The sequence below is a fragment of the Massilia sp. WG5 genome, assembly GCF_001412595.2.
Taxonomy (GTDB): Bacteria; Pseudomonadota; Gammaproteobacteria; order Burkholderiales; family Burkholderiaceae_D; genus Telluria.
Genome location: NZ_CP012640.2, coordinates 213,433 through 234,586, shown reverse-complemented (window position 1 = coordinate 234,586; position 21,154 = coordinate 213,433). Strand labels below are relative to the sequence as shown.

The window sequence follows — 21,154 nt, the reverse complement described above, 5'->3', positions numbered from 1 at the left end:
CATGGACTACCGCACCATTCTCGTCGACATCGACCCTCCGGGCAGGACCGCCGAGCGCATCGCCTTCGCCGCCCGGCTCGCCGTCGCACAGCAGGCCCACCTGGTCGGGGTGGCCCAGACCGGCATCGACCGCTTCATCCGCCAGTCGGCCGTGCCGGGCGTCGACCTGGGCGGCCTGACGCCGCTGTTCGAGCAGCTGCAGCAGGAAGCCGAGCTGCGCGCCACACTGTTCGATGAGCAGGTGCGGCGCGCCGGCGTCGTTTCCTTCGAACACCGGGTCGGCAGCGAGGATCCCGGCAACGCCCTCGCCACCCAGGCGATGTATGCGGACCTGGTGCTGCTGAGCCAGCGCGATCCCGCCAACGCGGACCACGGCAGCGAGGCGGCGGTTCCCGAATACGTCGCGATGAACGCGCCCTGCCCCGTGATGGTGCTGCCGTGGAGCGGAACGCTGGAGCCGTCTTTCGAGCGGGTCATGGTGGCCTGGAATGCGAGCCCGGAAGCGGCGCGCGCGGTGCGACAGTCCCTGCCATTCCTGCGGCAGGCCAGCGAGGTACAGGTCGCCATCGTCCACGGCGAAGGCGGCGGACGGATCCCCGACCCCGAAGCCGGGCGCGGCATTACGGAGTTTCTCGCGCGACATGGAGTACGCGTCCAGCTGCGCCAGCAGCCCTCGGCCGGCGATGCCGGCGAGACCCTGCTGTCGCTGGCGGCCGACAGCGGCGCCGGGTTGCTGGTCCTGGGCTGCTACGGTCATTCGCGCTTCCGCGAACTGCTGCTCGGCGGGGTCAGCCGCACCATCCTGAACCGCCTGACCCTGCCTGTGCTGATGGCCCACTGAGATCGGGTTCCAGAAACACCATTGCGACAGCGCAGAAATACACATCATGGGCTGACCAGAATGGCCTTTCCGCGTTCCCTTCAGACGGGAGGCGAAAGGCCTGGCCGGCATGCGCCCGGACGGCGCGCGCCCGGCCGGAAGCTTCAACCGCGTAACAAGAAGGAAAACCAGACCATGAACACTGATCGCGAACCAGACTTCGGGCGGCGCAGGACGCTGACCGCCGGCGGGGCCGTCATGGCCGCCGTGCTTGCCAATACCCCCGGCAGCGCGTTCGGCCAGGCCGGCCCGGTCATGCCGCCTCCCACGACGGGCAGCCTGCCGGTCCAGGATATCCAGCGGATACTACGCGCAAGCGGCCATGTGAGCGGGAGCGTGCTGCACGTTTCTCAACTGCGCAAGGACCTGAACGATGTAGCCGGACCGGCGGATATTCCGTTCAAGCCGGCCTTTGCGCTTCATAACGACTTCTACTTCCAGTCGATCGGACCGGGGCGCGCCATCCTCAACGGCGACCTCGCGCTGCCGGCCGAGGAAATCAATGCCGTCATCGACCGGATCCTGTCCGTCGGCCTGGTGTTCCAGGCTTTTCATCAGCACTTTTTCGACCTCGACCCGCAGATCTGGTTCGTCCACCTGCGCGGCACCGGCAGTTCCTACGGCATGGCGCGCGGCCTCGATTACGTGGTCCGCGCCACCGGTACGCCGCTCCCGCAGAGCGCGCCCTTGAACCCGAGCACGACGCTCGATGCGCCGCGGCTCGGCAGGCTCCTCGGCGGCGAGGCCAGGATCCACGAGGACGGGGTGGTGTCGGTGTCCATCCTGCGCCGGGAACAACTGACCCTGGGCGGCGTAGCCATCGATCCGCGGCTGGGTGTGTCGCACGAGGTGCACTTCGAGCCCCTTGCGGACGGCAGGACCGCCGTGGCGCCGAAATTCGCCCTGCTGCCGCAGGAAGTCGCCATTGTCATGCGGCAGATGCGCAGGGAAGGATTCGATATCCATTGCCTGTACAACCAGGAGACCGCGGAAACGCCGCAACTCTTTTTCTCGCACCTGCTCGCGGCGGGCAATCCCTACTATTTTTCACGGGTGATCCGCCGGGTGCTGCAGCAGACGAATACCCGTCTCCTTTCCTGAAGCCGCGATCTGGGGCGGCAAGGTCTCCGGCCCGCATTCGGGCTGGAGACCGCCTGCCAGGACGTCGCTCCAGTCACGGATGATGCGGCGATACTCTTCGCCCGCACGGCGGATCTGCCGGCCCATGTCGAACAGCCCGTTTTCCACGACATGGCCGCGCAGTTCGCGCAGGTCGATATCCCAGTCCACCTGGTCGGTCAGGCTGTACCAGGTGAAGCCGATGATCGGATAGCCCTCCTGGCGCAGGCGCAGCACGTTGGCCCATTGCCGCTCCAGCCAGAAAACCGCATTCCGCTTCTCGACCTGGTTGGTTTCCGTGTGCATGATCGGCAAGCGGTAACGGTCGTGGTACTGCCGGGTCAGGCCGTAATACCCCAGCACGTTGGAACCCCGGGTCGTGCCGTCCGGGAACACCACCAGTTCGCTTTCCTCGTAGTAGTCCGTACCCATGACGCAGGACGGCCAGATGCTGCGCTGCATGAAATAATCCAGCCGCGCGCGCGACATGCCGTTTGCGAACAGGTAGTCGAGCATCTGCGCGGACGGCATGTGGCCATAGTTCAGGTCGAGCGGAAGGAAGCGGCGCTCGTTCAGGTAATCGGCCGAGGCCACCGCATCCGGATTGGAGGGATGATAGTAGCGCGTCGCTTCGCTCTGCACGAACCATGGGCTGCAGACCCGGCAGATCGCCTCGCTGGCGCGGATGTTCGCCTCCACCACATTGCCGAGGGCATTGACGAAGGCGCGGTCGCTGCTCAGCCGTTCGTTCCAGTAGCCGCGCAGCGCGGAATACTCGGCGGTGACGAGCATTTCGTTCACCGGCGTGTACATCCAGACCCATGGGTAGCGGCGCGCAAAGGCCTCCGCGTATTCCGCGAAATAGCGTGGAAAATCCGGGTTCTGGAAATTACCGAGCCAGTCCGGCAAACCGAAATGGCACAGGTCCACGATCGGCGTGATGTCGAGCCTGGAAAGCTCGGTCAGGGTCTCGTCGGCAAAGGTCCAGTCATACAGGCCGGGGCCCATGTGGGTGGCGTAATAAGGCGGACCGAACCGCAGGCAACGTATGCCGAGCTCGTGCACCAGGCGAAAATCCTCGCGCCAGCGCCGGCGGTGTCCCGAGGCCGTCATCTGGTCGATCCGGCAGGGCTGGCCGTCCGGCCCGGCAATGATGGGCGCACTGTTCTCGATGCCGGTACAAAACGAGAACGAGCGCACCAGCGTCTGCGGCGACGGCGGATGGCAGGCTTGGATGCGCGATTGATTACTCATGGTTTGTGTTGGTGTTTGACTTATACTAACACCAGTCTTACCATGAATGGGCACGCTACAACGGGAAGGACAGGCCATGGATGCGCAACGCGAATTCATCCTCTGGTTCTCGGAACTGGGCATCGGCGATGTGCCAAAGGTGGGCGGCAAGAACGCCTCGCTGGGCGAGATGTTCCGCGAGCTGGGCGGTCACGGCCTGCGCGTGCCGAACGGGTTTGCGGTCACCGCCGCGGCCTACAAGGCGACACTCGACCATGCCGGGGCGTGGGAGCGCCTGCATGCGGTGCTCGACGGACTCGATCCGGCGGACGTGCATGACCTGGCGCGCCGCGCCGCGGCCGCGCGCGACATCGTGTACCGCGCGCCGCTGCCGCCCGGGCTCGAGGATGGCATCCTGCAGGCGTGGCGGCGCCTGCGCGAGGAATACGGCGCCGACCTGACCGTCGCCGTACGCAGTTCCGCCACCGCGGAGGACCTGCCTACCGCCAGCTTCGCCGGCCAGCACGAGAGCTACCTCAACGTCGCCGGCGAGGCGGCCCTGCTCGACAGTGTCCGCCGCTGCTTCGCCAGCCTGTTCACGGACCGCGCGCTCGTCTACCGCATCGAGAACGGTTTCGACCATTTCAAGGTCTGGCTGTCGGTCGGCGTGATGAAGATGGTCCGCGCCGACCTGGCCTGCTCCGGCGTGATCTTCACCCTCGACACCGAGACCGGCTTCCGCGACGTCGTCTTCGTGACCGGCGCCTACGGGCTGGGCGAGAACGTGGTGCAGGGCACGGTCGATCCGGACGAATTCTACGTGTTCAAGCCCACGCTGCGCGAAGGCAGGCGCGCCGTGCTGCGGCGCAGCCTGGGCGCCAAGCAGGTGCGGATGGTGTACGCGGCGGCCGGCAGCGCCGCCAGCACCCGGAACATTCCCACTTCGCCGGACGAGCGCGCCCTGTTCTGCCTGGACGACGACGCGGTGCTCGAACTGGCCGGGGCCGCGATGCGGATCGAGGACCACTACTCCGCCCGCGCCGGCCATCCGGTCCCGATGGACATCGAATGGGCCCGCGACGGCGTCGACGGCAAGCTCTACATGGTGCAGGCGCGGCCGGAGACGGTCGCCTCGCGCAGGACGGGCACCCGGATCGACGAGTACCGGCTGGAAGGCAAGGGACAGGTGCTGGCCAGCGGACGCGCGGTCGGCGGCAAGGTCGCATCCGGCAAGGCGCGGGTGATCGCCGAGGTCGGCCAGCTCGGCCAGTTCGAGCCCGGCGAGATCCTGGTGGCGCAGACCACCATGCCCGACTGGGGCACCGTGATGAAGACCGCCGCCGGCGTGGTGACCGACCGTGGCGGCCGCACCTGCCACGCCGCGATCGTGGCCCGGGAGATCGGGGTGCCGGCGCTGGTCGGCTGCGGCGACGCCACCACGGCGATCCGCACCGGCGACGAGGTGACCGTGTCCTGCGCCGAGGGCGAAGCCGGCCACGTGTACGCCGGCCGGATCCCGTTTCAGAAGACCACCACCGACCTGGCCGCGCTGCCGATGCCGCGCACCCGCCTGATGGTGAATATCGGCAATCCGGACACCGCCTTCCGGACCTCCTTCCTGCCGAACGACGGCGTCGGCCTGGCGCGCATGGAATTCATCATCGCCGAGCACATCCGCATCCATCCGATGGCGCTCGCGCATCCGGAAAAGGTGGCGGATGCCGCGGTAGCCGCCGAGATCGGGCGCATCACCCGCGGCGCGCCGTCGCCGGCGGACTACTTCGTGCGCGAGCTGTCCGAGGGCGTCGGCACCATCGCCGCGGCGTTCTGGCCGAAGCCCGTGATCGTGCGCATGTCCGATTTCAAGACCAACGAATACGCCAGCCTGCTGGGCGGCGCCGGCTTCGAACCGGACGAGGCCAATCCGATGCTGGGCTTTCGCGGCGCCGCGCGCTACTCGCACCCCGCCTATGCGGAAGGATTCGCCCTCGAATGCCGGGCGATGAAGCGGGTGCGCGAGGACATGGGCCTGTCGAACCTGCGCCTGATGATTCCGTTCTGCCGGCGCGTCACGGAAGCCGAGGATGTGCTGCGCGCGATGGCGCAGCACGGACTCGAACGCGGCAAGGACGGGCTCGAGATCTTCGTCATGTGCGAGATTCCCAACAACGTGATCCAGATCGACGCCTTCGCGCGCCTGTTCGACGGTTTCTCGATCGGCTCGAACGACCTGACCCAGCTGGTGCTGGGCGTGGACCGCGACTCCGACATCGTCGCCTTCGACTTCGACGAGCGCGATCCGGGCGTGCTGGAGATGCTGCGCCAGGCCATCGCCGGCGCGAAGCGCAACGGGCGCCACGTCGGCATCTGCGGCCAGGCGCCCTCGGACTATCCCGAAGTGGCGCGCTACCTGGTCGAACAGGGCATCGACTCGATCAGCCTGAACCCCGATTCGGTGGTGGCGACGGTGCGCAACCTGGTCGAGGTCGAGCGCACGCTCGGGATCGCGCCGCGCCAGTCCTGAAGACGGGCCATGGACACGCCCATCCAGCGGATCGCCATCGTCACCGGCGGCGGCGACGCTCCCGGCCTGAATGCCGTGGTCCGCGCGGTGGTGCTGGCCGCCGGGCGGCTGGGCTGGGACTGCCATGGCATCCGGGACGGCTTCAACGGCCTGCTCGCGCCCGCGCGCTGCCAGGGCGAGCCGGTCGTGCCCCTGTCGGCGGCATCGGTGCACGGGATCGGCCACCTCGGTGGGACCATCCTCGGCAGCACGAACCGCGGCGATCCGCTGCGTTATCCGGCCCCGCGCGCCGACGGCAGCCTGGCGGAACAGGACCGCAGCGACGAATTGGTCGGCCTGTGCAGGCAGCGCGGTTTCGACGCCCTGGTGGTGATCGGCGGTGACGGCTCGATGACGATCGCCGAGTGCCTGCACCGCAAGGGGTTGCGCGTGGTCGGCGTGCCGAAGACCATCGACAACGATCTCGACCGCACGCTCCAGACCTTCGGCTTCGACTCGGCGGTCGGTTTCGCGACCGAATGCATCGACCGCCTGCACACCACCGCCGACAGCCAGCACCGGGTGCTGGTGGTCGAGGTAATGGGCCGCTACGCAGGCTGGATCGCGCTGCATGCCGGCATGGCCGGGGGCGCCCATGCGATCCTGCTGCCGGAGATCCCGTTCGAGACGCGCGCCGTGGCGGACGCCGTCCACGCCCGCGACGCCCTCGGCTGGCGCCATTCGATCGTGGTCGTGGCCGAAGGCGCGCTGCCGCTCGGTGGGCGGCGCGAAGTGCTGGAAGCCGCCGGCGCCGGCCGCGCCGAGCGCCTGGGCGGAATCGGCGCCTGGGTCGAAGCCCGGCTGGCGGAGCTGACCGGCAAGGAATGCCGCAGCGTGGTGCTGGGCCACCTGCTGCGCGGCGGCAGCCCGTCCGCTTTCGACCGCATCGTGGCGTCGCGCTTCGGCGCCGCTGCGGTGCGGGCGCTGGCGCGCGGCCAGGCCGGCGTGATGGTGACGCTGGACGGACAGGACATCGGCGCCGTGCCGCTGGCGGAAGTGGCCGGCCGCACCAGGCGCGTGCCGGTCGGCGGCGACACGGTCCGCACCGCGCGCGAGCTCGGCATCTGCCTGGGCGACCGCCCGGGACCGGCCGCATGAGCATGCAGGCCGCGCAGTCCGCGGTCCTGCTCCGGACACCGGCGGGCGGCCAGCTCGACAGCTACCCCTTCGCATTGCCGGCACTGGTCCATGCCACCGTCGTGCTCGCTGGCCTGCTGCTGTATGTGGTCGCCACCCGCCTCCGGCGCCAGCGCCACCATCCATCGGCTGCCTTCGCCTGGGTCCTCACGATCGCCTTCCTGCCCTACCTGGGCATTCCGCTGTTCCTGCTGTTCGGCGCCAGCAAACTGGTACGGCCGCGGCGCCAGCCCGGCACGGCCACGCCCGCGCTCGCAGGCGGCGACCCGCCGTGGGCCTGCGCCCTGCTTGCCGCCCTCGGCTTGCCGCCGCCCACCTGCAACCGGGCGGTACGCTTCCACGTCGACGGCCTGGAAGCGCGGCGCGCCCTGTTGTCCATGATCGACGCCGCCGAACGCCGCATCCTGCTGTCGACCTTCATCCTCGGCGCGGACGACTTCGGCGACGACCTGGTGGCAGCGCTGGTACGGCGCGCCGAGGCCGGGGTCGGCGTTTGCGTCCTGCTCGACGCCCTGGCCAGGTTGCGCTGCGGGCGGGGGCAGTTGCGCAGGATGCGGACGGCAGGCATTGCGGTGCGCTGGGTCGCCTCCTTGCGCAGGCATCCGGCGACGCGGCTCAACCTGCGCTATCACCGCAAACTGGTGGTATGCGACAGCAGCGCGCTTTGGAGCGGCGGCCGCAATTTCGCCCAGGAATACTTCACGCAGGAGGCCGCCGGCGCGCCGTGGGAAGACCTCAGTTTCGACATCCGCGGCCCGCTGGCCGGCGACGCCGAGCTGCTTTTCCGGCGCGACTGGCTCGCGGCCGGCGGCCCACCGTTCGCAAGCGACACGCCGGCGCCCGCAGCGGACACCCACCTTGCGCAGATCGTCAGCAGCGGCCCGGACCATGCCGACGACAATGTCTATGCGCTCCTGCTGGCGAGCGCCTTCCATGCGCGCCGGCGCATCGTCGCGGTCTCGCCCTACTTCATTCCGGACGACGCGCTGCTGATGGCCTGGCGCATCGCCTGCGAGCGCGGGGTGCGCCTCACGCTGCTCCTGCCCGCCAGGTCGAATCACCGGCTTGCCGACTGGGGACGCGCCCGCGCCTTGCGCGACCTGTGCGCCGCCGGCGCGGAGATCCGCCTGTTTCCACGCATGATCCACGCCAAGGCCGTGATCGTCGACGATGCGGTGGCGCTCTGCGGTTCGACCAACCTGGACGGTCGCAGCCTGTTCCTGAACTTCGAGATGATGGTGGCCTTCTATGGCCGGGCGGAGATCGACTGGCTTGCCGGCTGGGTGCTGGGACGCGCGGCGCGGTCCGCGCCATACCGGGCGCGCGAACCGTCCTGGCTGCGCGACCTCGGCGAAGGCCTGGTGCGGGTCATCGGCTTCCAATTGTGATGCCCCGTTCCATCCTCGCTTCCTGGCTGCTCGGCGTGCTGATGTTCTCGGCCCTGCTCGGCGTCGTGGCCCAGATGGGCGAGATCGAGCAGTTCATCGTGCTGGCGCGGCGGCTCGAACCGCGCTGGCTGGCGCTGTGCCTGGCGCTGCAAACCGCCACCTACCTCTGCGAATCGCTGGCCTGGAAGCTGGTCATGCGGCGCCTCGGCTATCCCTTCGCGATCCGGCGGCTGCTGCCGCTCAGTGTCGCCAAGCTGTTTTCCGACCAGGCCATCCCGAGCGCCGGGCTCAGCGGCAATGCCTTCTTCCTGAGCGCCTTGCGGCGGCGCGGCGTTCCTCCGGTACCGGCGATGTCCTGCGTCCTGGCCGATCTCGCCAGCTATTTCGCGGCCTACGCGTCGCTGGCGGCGCTCGCCCTGCTCGTGCTGGAGCTGCACGGCGCGGTCTATCGCTGGCTGCTCGCGCCCGGCGTCGTCTTCATCATGCTGCAAACCGCCGTGCCGCTTGCGCTCTGGTATGTCAAGCGCCGCCATCCACGCTTGCCTGTACGCTCAGGCATCTTGCAGGCGGCCGCGCGCCGGCTCTCGCTCCAACCCCTCGCCTTCGTGCAGATGATGGCGCTGCACGCCGGCGTGATCCTGCTGGACGCGGCCACTCTCTGGACGAGCTTGCGCGCACTGGGGCTGGATCCGGCCTTCGCCCCGGTGTTTTCGAGTTTCGTGGTGGCGTCGGCGGTCATGTCGGTGAGCCCGGTTCCGCTGGGCCTCGGCACCTTCGAGGCGAGCTGCGTCGCGATGCTGCACGGCGCCGGCATCGGTCTCGAAGCCGGCCTGACGGCGACGCTGCTGTTGCGCGGCACGACCACCTGGCTGCCGATGCTGCCCGGCCTCTGGCTGATCAGGCGCGAGATGCAGCGCTGATCGATCAAGGGCCGGCCGGCCCGCGCCGGATGCGTGACCGCTTCAGTCGGCGCAGCGCGGGAAGCGCAGGCTGACGCGGGTGCCGCGGCCGGCTTCCGTCTCGAGATCGATCTGGCCCTTGTGCTTGCGGACGAATCCGGCCGCCAGGCTCAATCCCAGCCCGGCTCCCTGGACACCGGTCTTCGTGCTGAAGAAGGGCTCGAACGCGCGCCGCTGTTCTTCCGGCGCCATCCCGCGGCCCTGGTCCGACACGCAGATCCGGACCTGGCCGCCGGGAGGCAGGAGCCCGGTCCGGCTGCCGCCAGCTTCACTGTCCAGTGCGATGGTGACCGGACTTCCATCGCTGGTGGCTTCGCGCGCGTTGTCCACGAGTTCGACCAGCACCTTCTGCAGTTCCACCGGATCGAGCACGGCCTCGTGCGCCCCGTCGGCCAGGAGCACGCGGCACGCCGGCAAGCCTGGAGGATTGAACACGGTCGCCTCGATCCCGCGCAGGAAGGCCGCGAGGTCGATCCGTTCGCCGGCCACGGGTTTGCCGCGCGCCATCGCCAGCAGCTGCGCGGTCAGCTGCGTGCCGCGCCTGACGCCTTCGGTCGCGATATCGATCCGCCGGAGCGCGCGCTCGTCCTTGTGCTCGATGCGCATCAGCTGCAGGTGGCCGTTAATGATATGCAGGATGTTGTTGACGTCATGCGCGACCACGCTGGTCAGCTGGCCGATGGCTTCCAGCTTCTGCGCTTCATGCAGGGCCGCTTGCGCCAGCGCCAGCTGCTCGGTACGGCGCAGCAGCTCGTTGCGGCTGTCGGCCAGCGCCGCAGCGGCGCGGTCGCGCTCCTGGGCCAGGCGACAGGCGTTCGAGTGCGCGCGGATCCGCGCCGTCAGCTCGACGCGATCCGGCCATTTGACCAGGTAGTCGGCGGCGCCGGCCTCGAATCCGGCCGCCTTGATCCGCGGATCGACCTCGGTCGACAGCATCAGCAGTGGAATGACCGCCGTGCGCGGGTCGCTGCGCAGCATCCGGATCAGCTCGAGACCGTCGATGGTGGGCATGCGCAGGTCGACCAGCATGACGCTTGGCGCGAATGCGTATGCGGTCTCGAGCACGGCGCCGGGCTCGCTGGTGAAACAGATGGCAACCTCGGGAGCCCCGGCGAACATGCCCTTCAGCATATCGGCGCTCATGGGTTCGTCATCGACCAGAAGGATGCGGACGCTGTTGTCGTTGTTATGCATTACTGAATTTGTGAGAACAAGTCTGTATCGGGCACGGTCTTCGCGCCGGCCTGGTGTCGCGCGCGCTCGAGCATGCCGATCGTTTGCTGGAGCTGCAGCAGGTCGTAGGGCTTGGGCAGCAGCATGGCGGGACACGCCGCCGCATCGAGGTCGACCATCCCTTCGCCCGATGCGAAGACCACCTGCACGGACGGCCTGAGCAGGCAGGCCTGCGCGGCCAGTTCATCGCCGGGCATGCCGGGCAGATGCAAATCGGTGAACAGCACGTCGACCGTGGTGTACGCCATCACGGTCAGCGCCTGTTCGGCCGACGCCACCCCCTGCGCCTCGCAGCCGAGCGCCTCGATCATCTCGCACGCGAGGGCGCGTGACTCGGGGTCGTCTTCGACGACGAGAAAGCGCAGCGCCCCGCCTTCGTCCCCGCCGTCCGCCGGCGCCGCCTGCGGCGGCTGCACGCGGCCCGCAAGGCGCGGCCCCAGGCTCGCGCGGATCGCATGCGCCAGTTGGGCCAGCGCGTAGGGCTTCGGCAGCAGAGCGAGATCGCTGGGCATGCCGTCGTCGAGCAGCGCGCTGTCGACGGCATGCCCGGACGTCAGTAGGATCGCCATGTCCGGGGCCAGGCCGGCGGCCTGGCGCACCAGTTCCGCCGCGGACACCGGGCCGGGCATCAGGATATCGCTGAACATGAGATCGATCGCGGCCCCGCTCTTCAGGATATCCAGGGCCTGTTCGCCGTCGGCGGCGGTCAGCATGCGGTAGCCCAGTCCGGCCAGCATGTCGACGGCCACCGTGCGGATCGAAGGATCGTCCTCGACAAGGAGGATCGTCTCCTGCCCGCGCTCGACCGGCGAGTCGACCGTCGCGCCGTGGATTTCGTGTTCGCCCGCCATGCGCGGCAATTCGATCGCGATCGTGGTGCCCGCGCCGACCGTACTGTCGATCCTGATATGCCCGCCGCTCTGCTTGACGAAACCGTAGACCATGCTCATCCCCAGTCCAGTGCCCTTGCCCGCTTCCTTGGTCGTGTAGAAGGGATCGAACACCTTGGCCAGCACCTCGGGCGGCATGCCGCAACCATTGTCCGCCAGGGACAGCACGACCCGCTCGCCGCCGTCGGGCGCGACCCGGTTGCCCGCGGCGATGCGCAGCCGTCCCTTGCCTTTCATGGCGTCGCGTCCGTTGATCGCGATATTCAGGACGGCGTTCTCGAACTGGTTACGATCGACAAACGCGCTCCACAGTTCCGCGTCGGACTCGATGGACATGACAATCCCGTCGCCCAGCGCACGCTGGAGAAGCGGCCGGATGTCCTCGAGCAGGCGGCCCAGGTGCGTCACCGCAGGCTGCAGGCTCTGCTTGCGCCCGAAAGCCAGCAGCTGCAGCGACAGGCGGGAGCCGCGCGACACCGCCGCCAGCGCCTGCGACACCCGCTCGAGCTGCCGCGCCGAGCCGGCGAAATCGCGCTCGACAAGCTGGAGGTTGCTCGAGATGACTTGCAGGACATTGTTGAAATCGTGGGCGATCCCGCTGGCCAGTTGTCCCACCGCTTCCATCTTCTGCGCATGGCGCAAGGCGCCTTCGGCCTTGAGGCGTTCGGCGACCTCGTTGCTGACGGTGCGTTCGAGCGATTCATTCAGCTCGCGCAAGGCCTGCTCGGCCGCCTTGCGGTCGGTGATGTCGAACGCAACGCCGAGATAGCGCGGCTCTGCCTGCCGCTGGGTGTCGACAGGCTGGCCCCGGCGGGCGAGCCAGCGGCGTTCGCCCGTATCGGCGCGCCGTATCGGAAATTCCGTGTATTCGAGCGGATTCTGGACCCGTCCATAGCGGTGAACGCCGCTGTGCGACATATAGGAAGCGTCGAGCAGGCCCAGCAGCAGCTCATCGGTCACCGGCACGCCGGGCGCGATGCCCCACAGGCTCCGGTAGGCGTCCGACACGACCAGCTCCTTGCGCAGCGGATACCATTCGAAAGTGCCGACCCCGCCGGCTTCCTGCGCCACACGCAAGCGCTCCTCGGCGAGCGCGCGGGCGGTGACGTCGATGCCTTCGACCAGGATGCCATAGGTGAGCCCGTCGGCATTCTTCAGGGGCTGGTACATGAAGTCGAGGATACGGCGCTCGGTGACGCTCGAGCCGGCAGGGGCCAGCATCACTTCGACGTTCTGTCCGTGGAAGGGTTCGCCGCTATGGTACACGCGGTCGAGCAGGTCGAGGAATCCCTGTTCGGCAATCTCGGGCAGCACCTCCCGCACCGGCTTGCCATGCACGTCGCTCTTCTGGATCAGCTCGTCGTAAGCCGCGTTGGTCAGTTCGAAACGGTGGTCCGGCCCGATCAGCACCGCAAAGAAGCTGGGTGAACTCTGGAACAGATTGTTCAGGAAGGCCATGTCGCCGGCAAGCCGGCGGTTGGCGATTTCCAGGCGTGCCCGCTGCGTGTCGAGTTCCGTGTTCAGCTTGCGCAACTCGGTGGCCCGCGCCGCGTTGGCCTGTTCGGCGAGGACGCGGTCGGTGATCTCGACGACGGTCGCCATCACGCCTTCATACGCCCCGCCGCCGCCGCCGACGGGCGCATAATAGAGGTCGAACCAGGAATCACGCATGAGACCATCGCGTTCGAGAACGAAATGGGCATTCTGGAAGACTTGCGGATGACCGGCGCGGCAGTTTGCCAGCATCTTGCCGTTGAAGTCCCAGGCTTCCGGCCAGGCGTCGCGCACGGAGCCGCCGAATACCTGCGGGTGCTTGCCGCCGCAGATCGTCGCATAGCCGTCGTTATAGATGAGGGTGCCCGTCTCGCCCCACAGCAGTGCGCTCGGCGCCGGGTTGATGAGTACCAGCTCGACCAGGGTACGCAGGGACTGCGGCCATTCCCCGACCGGGCCGAGCGGGGTCGCGGCCCAATCGAAGCACCGCATCAATGCGCCTGATTCGCCGCCTCCCGGTGGCCACTGGGTACTGTGCATGAGTGGCTCCTTGAAGGCCGGGCGTCGCGAGGATATGGCGCACCGCGCCGTTTTTATGGTCATGTGGGCGCGCAGCTTAACACATCAATACATATGCGCCGTGTCCTGCATCCCAAAAAAGTTCGACGCCATGCATTGATGTCCGCCGACCGGCATGGGAAAAGCCGGCACATAATCGGAGCGTCCTGCAAAACCAGGGAGGCTCGCCAATGAACCCCATCTACCGATTCAGGCGTGCAGCGATGGCGTGCACCCTGCTGGCGGCCACGGCTGCCGGCGCGAGCGGCGCGGCGGAGCCCGGAAACAAGGCCGAGAGCCAATGCCGCACGGTCCAGGCGAATGCGGCGTGGCAGGGCAGCGGCGTGAGCGTCGGGCCGGGCCAGTTCATTTGCGTGGGGGCGGAAGGACTCTGGTCCCACGGTGGCCAGGGCATCCAGGCGATGACGCCCTTCTATGGGCCGGAAGGATTCGGCAAGGACGAGCCCAACACGGTTCCGGAAGTGGTCTCCCGGACCGGCGCACTGATCGGCAGGATCGGCGCGAACGCCCCCTTTCTCATCGAAAGGCAGCTCTGCTTCATTCCAGCGGCGTCCGGAGAACTGAGCCTGTCGATGAACGACCAGCCCGGCGCCTTCGACAATAATCGCGGCAGCATGCATGTCCAGATCCTCAAGTGGGCGGACTACCGATGGGCGCCCAGGCGGATCCGGCTGGAGCCGCAGGCCTGCAATGCGAGGTAGGGCTCAGAAGACGCGCAGCTCGCCCCGGGCAAGACGCATCGAGAGAACGGGAAGTTCGGCGAGCCGGGCTTGCACGACCGGCAGCAGGCGCCGTTCGTCGAACGGTAAGGCTACGCCCTCCTCCAGGCAGCAGCCGAGCCCGACAAGCAAGGGCCGGTCCACCGGCTCGCCAATCGCCGACAACAATTGCACGCTCACTTCGCACAGTTCGGGTATGTTCACCCTCAGCGCGCGCGCCATCTCGAGTGCCAGTACGTTGTAGAGCTTGCCGACATGGCTGACCGGATTCTTGCCGGCGGCGGCTTCGAGCGACATCGTCCGCGACGGCGTGATCAGCCCGTTGACCCGGTTCCCGCGCCCGACCTGTCCGTCGTCGGCGTGCTCGGCGCTGGTGCCGGTAACCGTCAGGTAGATCCCGCTCTCGTCGCCCGCGTCCCTGGCGTCGAGCGTATTGATGCGGACGGAGCACGGCTCCGCGAGCCGCGCCGTCAGCCAGCTCTCCATCGCGGCTTTCAGCGCAAAGTAATCGTCCACGCTTCTGACCTCGCGGTCGACGAAGGCCAGCGCGACCGTCATGCCGATCTCCCCATCGATGCGCCTGCCCATCACCTTGAGATCATCGCCTGCCGCCGGGAAGGCCCGGCGAAATTCGCCGCCGCGCAGCAGCGAGGAGAAGTCCAGCACCGCCTGTTCCAGCCTGGAGCAAGGCGCATGGCCCGCGCCGAAGGACGTGTCGTTTGCGAGGGGAATGCCGGCGTGGACCACCGTCCTGCGCAGCTGCGGGGCGCCCACCCGGATCGCCGCCTCGATGTCGAAACGGTCCGGCCCATGCCGCAATGCGCTTCGGAGATATGCCCGGGCGGCGGTCTTGGCGAGCTCGGACACCTCGGCCGGCGCGGGCAGCGGGTCCGCGCAGCCCGCGATCACGATACGCATCGGCGCCTCCACCTCGCCGCCGCCGAAGCGGGGGCGGCTGCGGCCGCCGATCAGCAGGGCCTTGTCCACGTTGTGGTGCCGGATCTCGCCATAGGCCCGCAGGTAGGCGGCGCACAGGGCCTGGCTGACGGCTTCGGCAACGCTGTCGCACAGGCTGTCGGGATGACCCTCGCCCTTGTGTTCGCATAGTTCGGTCCGATGCGAGCCGACCGGTTCGGCGCTGTAGGAAACGATAAGCTTCATCCTGCCCTCCACGGAAGTCGGTTTGCCGCCGCCCGGCCGCGATCGTACGCGGCTCAGCGACGCAAAGTGCTACTGTCCGATTAGACAGGTGAAGGAGCCGACATGCATAGAAATAGTCGCCTTGCAGACGCAGCCCGGCAAGCAGCATGAGCACGCCCCCCGGCCAGGCCCCAGGGCTCGCTGAAGAGGAAGCCGGCCGGCGGCTGCGCGAAGAGGGCCCCAACGAGCTTCCGGCATCGAGGCCACGCAGTCTGCTGAGCCTGCTACGCCAGGTCGTGTTCGAGCCGATGTTCCTGCTGCTGGTGGTCTGCGGAGGCATCTACATGATGCTGGGCGACCGGCGGGAAGCCTTGATGCTGCTGGCCTTCGTGTTTGTCGTGATGGGCATTACCTTCGTCCAGGAGCGCCGCACCGAACGCTCGCTCGATGCCTTGCGCGACCTGTCCAGCCCGCGAGCGCTGGTGCTGCGCTCGGGCCGGGCGCGCAGAATCCCCGGACGCGAACTCGTGCGCGGCGACATTGTTCTCCTGGCCGAAGGCGACCGCGTGCCGGCCGATATCCGCTTGTGCGAATCGTCGAACCTGATGGTCGACGAATCGATGCTGACCGGGGAGTCGGCGCCGGTCGCCAAGCATGCGGGGGCGCCCGAGCCGGCCGCGGCCACGGACAGCGAGGTTTTCTCCGGGACATTGGTGACACAAGGCACCGGGCGCGGCGAGGTCGTCGCGACCGGCGAGCTCAGCGCCCTGGGAAAGATCGGCAAGTCGCTGGCGGCGCTGGGGAGCGAAAGCACGCCCATCCAGGCCGAAACCCGTCGTATCGTCAAGTTCGTGGCCCTGGCCGGCATGGCGCTGGCCGCCTTGCTGGCGCTCGCTTATGGCCTTCTGCGCGGAGACTGGCTGCGTGCCTTGCTGGCGGGGCTCACCCTGGCGATGGCGGTCATTCCCGAGGAGCTGCCGGTCGTCCTGACGCTGTTCCTGGGACTCGGCGCCTGGCGCCTTTCGAGGGAAAACGTGTTGGCGAGGAACATTCCGGCTGTCGAACTGCTCGGCGCGACGACGGTGCTCTGCGTCGACAAGACCGGCACCCTGACCACCAACCATATGGTCGTCCGCAAGCTGTGGTGCGAAGACGCGGAATACAGCGTGGCCGACGCAGGGAACGCTCTTTTTCCAGAGACCTTTCATGGCCTGCTGGAGTACGCCGTATTGGCCAGCCACCGCCGCGCCTTCGACCCGATGGAAACGGCCATCACGGAGGCCGGCCAGGCATTGCTGGCCGACACCGAGCATCTGCACCGCGACTGGACACTGGTGGACGACTATCCCCTGTCGCGCCAGATGCTGGCCATGTCGCGGGTATGGCAATCGCCCGACATGAGCGAACGCATGATTGCGGCCAAGGGCGCGCCGGAAGCGATCGCCGACCTGTGCCATCTCGACGCCGCGCACAACGGGCGGATCGCGGAACAGGTCGCGCGCATGGCCGCCGGCGGCCTGCGCGTCATCGGCGTGGCCAGGGCGGTGTTCGAATCGCACGAGCTGCCGGAAAGCCAGCACGATTTCGATTTCCGCTTCCTCGGCCTGGTGGGGCTGGAGGACCCGGTCCGCGCCGACGTGCCGGCCGCCATCGCCGAGTGCCGTGCGGCGGGTATCCGCGTCGTGATGATCACCGGCGACCACCCGGCCACCGCCCAGTCGATCGCGCGCCAGGCGGGACTGTCCGCGAACGGCGGGCTCATGACCGGCCCCGAACTGGCCTTGCTGGACGACGAAGCGCTCGAAACACGACTGGAGCAGACGGACATCTTCTGCCGGGTACGACCGGAGCACAAGCTTCGGCTGGTGCGCGCGTTCAGGGCCAGGGGCGAAGTGGTCGCCATGACCGGCGACGGCGTCAACGATGCGCCGGCCCTGAAAGCGGCCCACATCGGGGTTGCGATGGGCGCGCGCGGCACCGACGTCGCACGCGAGGCGGCCAGCCTGGTATTGCTGAAGGACGACTTTTCCTCGCTCGTCACGGCGGTGCGCTATGGCCGGCGCATCTTCGCCAACCTGCGCAAGGCGATCGTGTTCGTGGTCGCCGTCCATGTACCCATCGTCGGCCTGTCCATTCTTCCCGTCATTTTCGGCTGGCCGCTGGTGCTGATGCCGGCCCATATCCTGTTCTTGCAGTTGATCATCGACCCGAGCTGCTCGCTGGTGTTCGAAGCAGAGGAGCAGGAACAGGATGCCATGCGCGGCAAGCCGCGCCGTCCGGATGACCGGCTGTTCGATCGCGCGGTACTGGCCAGGGGGCTGCTGCAGGGAAGCGGGCTGCTGGTGCTGCTGTGCGCCGTGTATGCATGGAGCCGCCATGAAACCCTGTCCGACGAGATCGCCCGCGCCATGAGCTTCACGGTGCTGGTTCTCTCGAATATCGGGCTGATCTATGTGAACCGCAGCTGGGACGCCTCCCTTTGGCAAGCCAGGCGGCGCGCCAATCGCTACTTCAACTGGATGGCCCTGCTGGCGGCGGGATTGCTCGCCATCGTTCTCGCCACGCCGGAGATCGCGCGCCTGTTTTCCTTCGCCCTGCCGCCGGTCGGGATGCTGTCCGTCGCCATTGGCAGCGCACTGCTGGGGACGCTCTGGTTCGATGCCGTGACCTCGCAAATGCGCCGCCGCGCGGCCGACCCGCCAGCTGTTCATCGGCGCAAGCGCTGACCGGGGCTGGGTACGACGATGCAAGCGGTCATCTGTTGTGCGCTTGGCTGATCTGTTGTTCCCCGGTTCCGGAACATCACGTTCGCCCTTCATCAGTGATCAATCGGTGATCAGCCGGAGCATGGAGTCAGGCTCGCATCGGTGCCTGTTTCTTCGTTTTCAGTCAGCAAGAGCTGGACGGAACAGTCTGCCCGTTGCCACGCCCTGCCAAAGCAAGAGCGTAGCCGCTGAACACGACATGGGCTTACGCCCACACGCGCAAGAAGGAATGATCCTGATCAAGCGTTGAAGAACCTTTAATTGAGACAACTCGGCGTATGGCCCAGATGGTCTCTGCACAATCATTAAAACAATTTCCTTTGGAACTTTCGTAACGCTAGCCTCGTTCAAGAGGATTTCATGAGCAAAAATACCCAGGCACTGACAGATTCACTTCTGAGCAAGTCTTTCATTGCCGTCGTCTTTTCATTCAGTGGCTGGCTTCTTCTCGAAATGTGGTTCCTACTGATGCATGCGAGCGTACGCGCGCAAATGGCAGGAGGGGTACTGGGCTCGATACTTGTTTACCTCTCGTTGAGACATTCGTCGAAATACCGGATTGGACGGGTCGAGGATGACGCTCTGCGGCCTTCCGGACGGCCCGACTTTCGAGGACCGGACATCGGATACGCTTTATTCCTTTTCGGGATAGGCAATCTGATCGGAGTGTTCGTGGTCAATGGAGGAACGTTCTTTCTTGCTGCACTGATTGTCCCCCTCTGCTTTGCCCCGTGGTCACGTATTCCTTTTTGCCGTAATCATCTTTTTTCAGCATGCATAGTGATGTCGGCCGGAATTGCTTCTGCACTCTACATCGGGCGTCACTCAATTGACCTGATGTTTCCAGCGATCGCTTCCTGGATATTCTGGACATGCACTGCTCTCGTTCTCCTGTCGAAAGCAGAAAAACTGTGGCAGAACCAGCGTAGCGCAAAACGCGTTGCCAGCGCTTTCCAATCGCATCCATTTACGGATTGATGGTGAACTCGACATGCGCACGCATGAAAAGATGAGCAACCGGATGGCGTTGAGGCATGAGGCCGGCGATATGACATCTCGCGACAAGCGCACCCGCCTTGCGACGCGTCAGGAAGGGGCATTCGCAGTAATGTTCGGCCCCTTGCTGATCGTGATCATCGGCTTCTGTGGCATGGCGATCGACGCGGGGCGTTTGTACAACCGGAAGGTCGACCTGCACGGGATGGCCAGAGAGGTGGCACTATCGGCAGCACACGAGCTCAATGGCACCGCGGCTGGCGTCCTTGCAGCCAAAGCGATGGCCAGACAAACTGCAGAACGTCTCAAGTATCAATATTATGGCAACGGTAGCGACTTTGTCTGGAGCGATGACGCGCTCAGCTTCAGTACCTCTCCTTCACGCTCCGGAACCTGGATACCGGCATCGTCATTGGGTCCGGAGTCCACCGAAGCGGCTTCAGGGCTCTATTTTACCAAAGTGGATACCAGCGGAATTGACAAAGAGGCAACAACCGTCAAAACCTTTTTCATTCAAATTCTTTCCAGCAACCTCGCAACTGTCCAGCTGCAGGATAGTGCAATTGCGGGAAGAGTTTCCATAAATGTCACCCCAATCGGGGTCTGTGCGATGTCCGCGGAAAAGACTGCAGAGCGCAAGGCGACCGCAGCCAATGGCACAGTACTTTCAGAACTGGTGCAGTACGGCTTTCGTCGCGGCGTGAGCTACGACCTCATGCAACTCAATCCCAACGGCACGACGCCTGTCCGCTTCGCGATCAACCCGGCTGCTGCACCGCAGACGGGCGGTTCGGCGTTCAGCATCTCGATGCTCAAACCATTCATGTGCAGCGGAACCATGTGGGTGCCACGGCTGACCGGAGGCGACATCCGTGTCACTCCACTGCCGTCCACATCCCCACTTGCATCCCTTTACACCCCCCTGAACTCGCGCTTCAACAAATATGTCAACGGCTCATGCGAGCCAAGCATCTCGCCACCCGACGCCAACTCCAAGGAGTATGCATACGACCAGACGAATGGCGTAAAGTGGATGAATCCTGTCAAAGGCACGCCCGCTGCGCTGACAACCCGGGCCCGCAACAAGCTTGAGACGGTCGCCGACCTCCCGGACAATCATCCGGCGCTGCCGTCATCGCCGGGCGACTATGGGCCGCTCTGGGCTTACGCCAGAGCCGTCAAGGCCCCTTCCCCGGTCGACAGTGCCGAGCCAAGCGGCGGCTATACAGCTTTCGATGCCAGTGTCTGGGCCACTCTCTACAAATCCGGCCCCACCAAACAGAGCAATTATCCGAACCTTCCGAGCGTCCCTTACCAGGCTACCACCACCACCAACGGATTCTATCTGCCCCCAACCGTGGCTTCCGGTACTGTGCCGACACGTAATCGGCGGGTATTGAACATACCTCTTCTTTCCTGCTCGCCCACAGCACCCGCTGGCAGCAATGCGCAGGCAACCGTCCTGGCAATCGCAAAGTTCTTCATGATGGTTCCTGCGACGGAAGAAAGCTTGATTGCAGAATTCAGCGGACTGATCGAAGAACAATCATTGACTGGTGAAGTGAGGCTCTATCCATGAAAAGGAAGCTTGCTCGATTGAACTATCGATGGCGAACCCGTGAACGCGGCGCCGTAGCCCTTGAAGCAGCTCTGCTACTGCCAATCCTGATCCTCTTTCTCACGTTTCCCATCTTCTATGCACGCTGTCTATGGCATTACACGGCAGCACAGAAAGCAGTACAGGACGCCGTACGCTATCTCGCATCGGTTCCCAAATCGGAGATGTTGTCGCCTGCGCTCGCTGATATCGCCGTGAATCGCGCCATTGAAATCGCAACGCGAGAGATCGCCGAACTTTCACCGGGCGGGGAAATCATTCCTCCACAAGCGTATTGCAATGGCGGCGCGCGCTGCGGTTATACCATTCCGATCGGATCGTTGCCGAAAACCGTGACTGTAGAGATGGGATTCTTCATGACCGATCCGATTTTCAACATCGAGACCTGGGGGCAGATATCAATCAACGCCTCGGTAACACTGAACTATGCCGGCAATTGAC

At 66.2% G+C, this 21,154-nt stretch carries 15 protein-coding genes; 11 read left to right on the top strand and 4 right to left on the bottom strand.

Features of this window, described 5'->3' with window-relative positions:
• The first annotated feature begins 1 nt into the window (after position 1).
• Together AM586_RS01120 and AM586_RS01115 are read left to right on the top strand one after the other, a co-directional pair.
• Positions 2-841, top strand: a complete 840-nt coding sequence (locus AM586_RS01120) for a universal stress protein (protein ID WP_047825002.1) — start codon at positions 2-4, stop codon at positions 839-841.
• A 174-nt stretch (positions 842-1,015) separates the two neighbouring features.
• On the top strand, positions 1,016-1,981 hold the full coding sequence (locus AM586_RS01115; RefSeq protein ID WP_047825001.1) for a DUF1259 domain-containing protein: 966 nt from the start codon (positions 1,016-1,018) through the stop codon (positions 1,979-1,981).
• On the opposite strand, the gene AM586_RS01110 is transcribed toward AM586_RS01115, so the two are convergent.
• Complete coding sequence (locus AM586_RS01110; protein ID WP_109370403.1) at positions 1,928-3,253, bottom strand: family 1 glycosylhydrolase; 1,326 nt, start codon at positions 3,251-3,253, stop codon at positions 1,928-1,930. The genes AM586_RS01115 and AM586_RS01110 overlap by 54 nt on opposite strands.
• Positions 3,254-3,329: 76 nt before the next feature.
• Here AM586_RS01110 and ppsA point away from each other — a divergent pair, with 76 nt between their 5' ends.
• The 4 genes from ppsA to AM586_RS01090 are packed head-to-tail and all read left to right on the top strand — an operon-like array spanning position 3,330 to position 9,240.
• Entirely contained in the window at positions 3,330-5,756 is a 2,427-nt protein-coding gene (gene ppsA / locus AM586_RS01105) for a phosphoenolpyruvate synthase (protein ID WP_047825000.1), read from the top strand.
• 9 nt (positions 5,757-5,765) lie between these two features.
• On the top strand, positions 5,766-6,893 hold the full coding sequence (locus AM586_RS01100) for a 6-phosphofructokinase (protein WP_047824999.1): 1,128 nt from the start codon (positions 5,766-5,768) through the stop codon (positions 6,891-6,893).
• The gene (locus tag AM586_RS01095; protein ID WP_229411163.1) at positions 6,890-8,320 is read left to right on the top strand and encodes a phospholipase D-like domain-containing protein; all 1,431 of its coding nucleotides are present in this window, start codon (positions 6,890-6,892) and stop codon (positions 8,318-8,320) included. Before AM586_RS01100 ends, AM586_RS01095 begins: the two co-directional genes overlap by 4 nt.
• Positions 8,320-9,240 carry a lysylphosphatidylglycerol synthase transmembrane domain-containing protein gene (locus AM586_RS01090; RefSeq protein WP_047824998.1) on the top strand — a complete coding sequence of 307 codons (921 nt, stop codon included), beginning with the start codon at positions 8,320-8,322 and terminating at the stop codon, positions 9,238-9,240. Before AM586_RS01095 ends, AM586_RS01090 begins: the two co-directional genes overlap by 1 nt.
• Positions 9,241-9,282: 42 nt before the next feature.
• Here AM586_RS01090 and AM586_RS01085 read toward each other — a convergent pair whose 3' ends face one another.
• Both AM586_RS01085 and AM586_RS01080 read right to left on the bottom strand, forming a co-directional pair.
• Entirely contained in the window at positions 9,283-10,473 is a 1,191-nt protein-coding gene (locus AM586_RS01085) for an ATP-binding protein (protein WP_052233936.1), read from the bottom strand.
• A complete protein-coding gene (locus tag AM586_RS01080; protein ID WP_060566874.1) occupies positions 10,473-13,388 on the bottom strand; it encodes a response regulator in 2,916 nt (971 codons plus the stop codon). The genes AM586_RS01085 and AM586_RS01080 overlap by 1 nt, the downstream gene beginning before the upstream one ends.
• A gap of 257 nt (positions 13,389-13,645) precedes the next feature.
• Here AM586_RS01080 and AM586_RS01075 point away from each other — a divergent pair, with 257 nt between their 5' ends.
• Positions 13,646-14,176, top strand: a complete 531-nt coding sequence (locus AM586_RS01075; RefSeq protein ID WP_109370402.1) for a LecA/PA-IL family lectin — start codon at positions 13,646-13,648, stop codon at positions 14,174-14,176.
• A 3-nt stretch (positions 14,177-14,179) separates the two neighbouring features.
• Here the strand turns inward: AM586_RS01075 and AM586_RS01070 are convergent, their stop codons facing one another.
• Positions 14,180-15,355, bottom strand: a complete 1,176-nt coding sequence (locus tag AM586_RS01070) for a methionine adenosyltransferase (RefSeq protein ID WP_060566871.1) — start codon at positions 15,353-15,355, stop codon at positions 14,180-14,182.
• Between the two features lie 146 nt (positions 15,356-15,501).
• On the opposite strand from AM586_RS01070, the gene AM586_RS01065 reads away from it, so the two are divergent.
• The 4 genes from AM586_RS01065 to AM586_RS01055 all read left to right on the top strand — a co-directional run bounded on the left by AM586_RS01065 (position 15,502) and on the right by AM586_RS01055 (position 21,153).
• Entirely contained in the window at positions 15,502-18,060 is a 2,559-nt protein-coding gene (locus AM586_RS01065) for a cation-translocating P-type ATPase (RefSeq protein WP_060566869.1), read from the top strand.
• A 399-nt stretch (positions 18,061-18,459) separates the two neighbouring features.
• A complete protein-coding gene (locus AM586_RS27935) occupies positions 18,460-19,077 on the top strand; it encodes a hypothetical protein (RefSeq protein ID WP_162600509.1) in 618 nt (205 codons plus the stop codon).
• Complete coding sequence (locus AM586_RS01060; protein WP_162600508.1) at positions 19,040-20,674, top strand: TadE/TadG family type IV pilus assembly protein; 1,635 nt, start codon at positions 19,040-19,042, stop codon at positions 20,672-20,674. The genes AM586_RS27935 and AM586_RS01060 overlap by 38 nt, the downstream gene beginning before the upstream one ends.
• Positions 20,671-21,153 carry a TadE/TadG family type IV pilus assembly protein gene (locus AM586_RS01055; RefSeq protein WP_082439575.1) on the top strand — a complete coding sequence of 161 codons (483 nt, stop codon included), beginning with the start codon at positions 20,671-20,673 and terminating at the stop codon, positions 21,151-21,153. The genes AM586_RS01060 and AM586_RS01055 overlap by 4 nt, the downstream gene beginning before the upstream one ends.
• The last annotated feature ends 1 nt before the right edge of the window (position 21,154 follow it).

Coding starts and splice junctions, on each gene's coding strand:
- AM586_RS01085 (WP_052233936.1), bottom strand. CDS start 10,473: ATGCATAACAACGACAACAGCGTCCGCATCCTTCTGGTCGATGACGAA.
- ppsA (WP_047825000.1), top strand. CDS start 3,330: ATGGATGCGCAACGCGAATTCATCCTCTGGTTCTCGGAACTGGGCATC.
- AM586_RS27935 (WP_162600509.1), top strand. CDS start 18,460: ATGAGCAAAAATACCCAGGCACTGACAGATTCACTTCTGAGCAAGTCT.
- AM586_RS01065 (WP_060566869.1), top strand. CDS start 15,502: ATGAGCACGCCCCCCGGCCAGGCCCCAGGGCTCGCTGAAGAGGAAGCC.
- AM586_RS01055 (WP_082439575.1), top strand. CDS start 20,671: ATGAAAAGGAAGCTTGCTCGATTGAACTATCGATGGCGAACCCGTGAA.
- AM586_RS01090 (WP_047824998.1), top strand. CDS start 8,320: ATGCCCCGTTCCATCCTCGCTTCCTGGCTGCTCGGCGTGCTGATGTTC.
- AM586_RS01100 (WP_047824999.1), top strand. CDS start 5,766: ATGGACACGCCCATCCAGCGGATCGCCATCGTCACCGGCGGCGGCGAC.
- AM586_RS01120 (WP_047825002.1), top strand. CDS start 2: ATGGACTACCGCACCATTCTCGTCGACATCGACCCTCCGGGCAGGACC.
- AM586_RS01115 (WP_047825001.1), top strand. CDS start 1,016: ATGAACACTGATCGCGAACCAGACTTCGGGCGGCGCAGGACGCTGACC.
- AM586_RS01070 (WP_060566871.1), bottom strand. CDS start 15,355: ATGAAGCTTATCGTTTCCTACAGCGCCGAACCGGTCGGCTCGCATCGG.
- AM586_RS01075 (WP_109370402.1), top strand. CDS start 13,646: ATGAACCCCATCTACCGATTCAGGCGTGCAGCGATGGCGTGCACCCTG.
- AM586_RS01095 (WP_229411163.1), top strand. CDS start 6,890: ATGAGCATGCAGGCCGCGCAGTCCGCGGTCCTGCTCCGGACACCGGCG.
- AM586_RS01110 (WP_109370403.1), bottom strand. CDS start 3,253: ATGAGTAATCAATCGCGCATCCAAGCCTGCCATCCGCCGTCGCCGCAG.
- AM586_RS01080 (WP_060566874.1), bottom strand. CDS start 13,388: ATGCGGTGCTTCGATTGGGCCGCGACCCCGCTCGGCCCGGTCGGGGAA.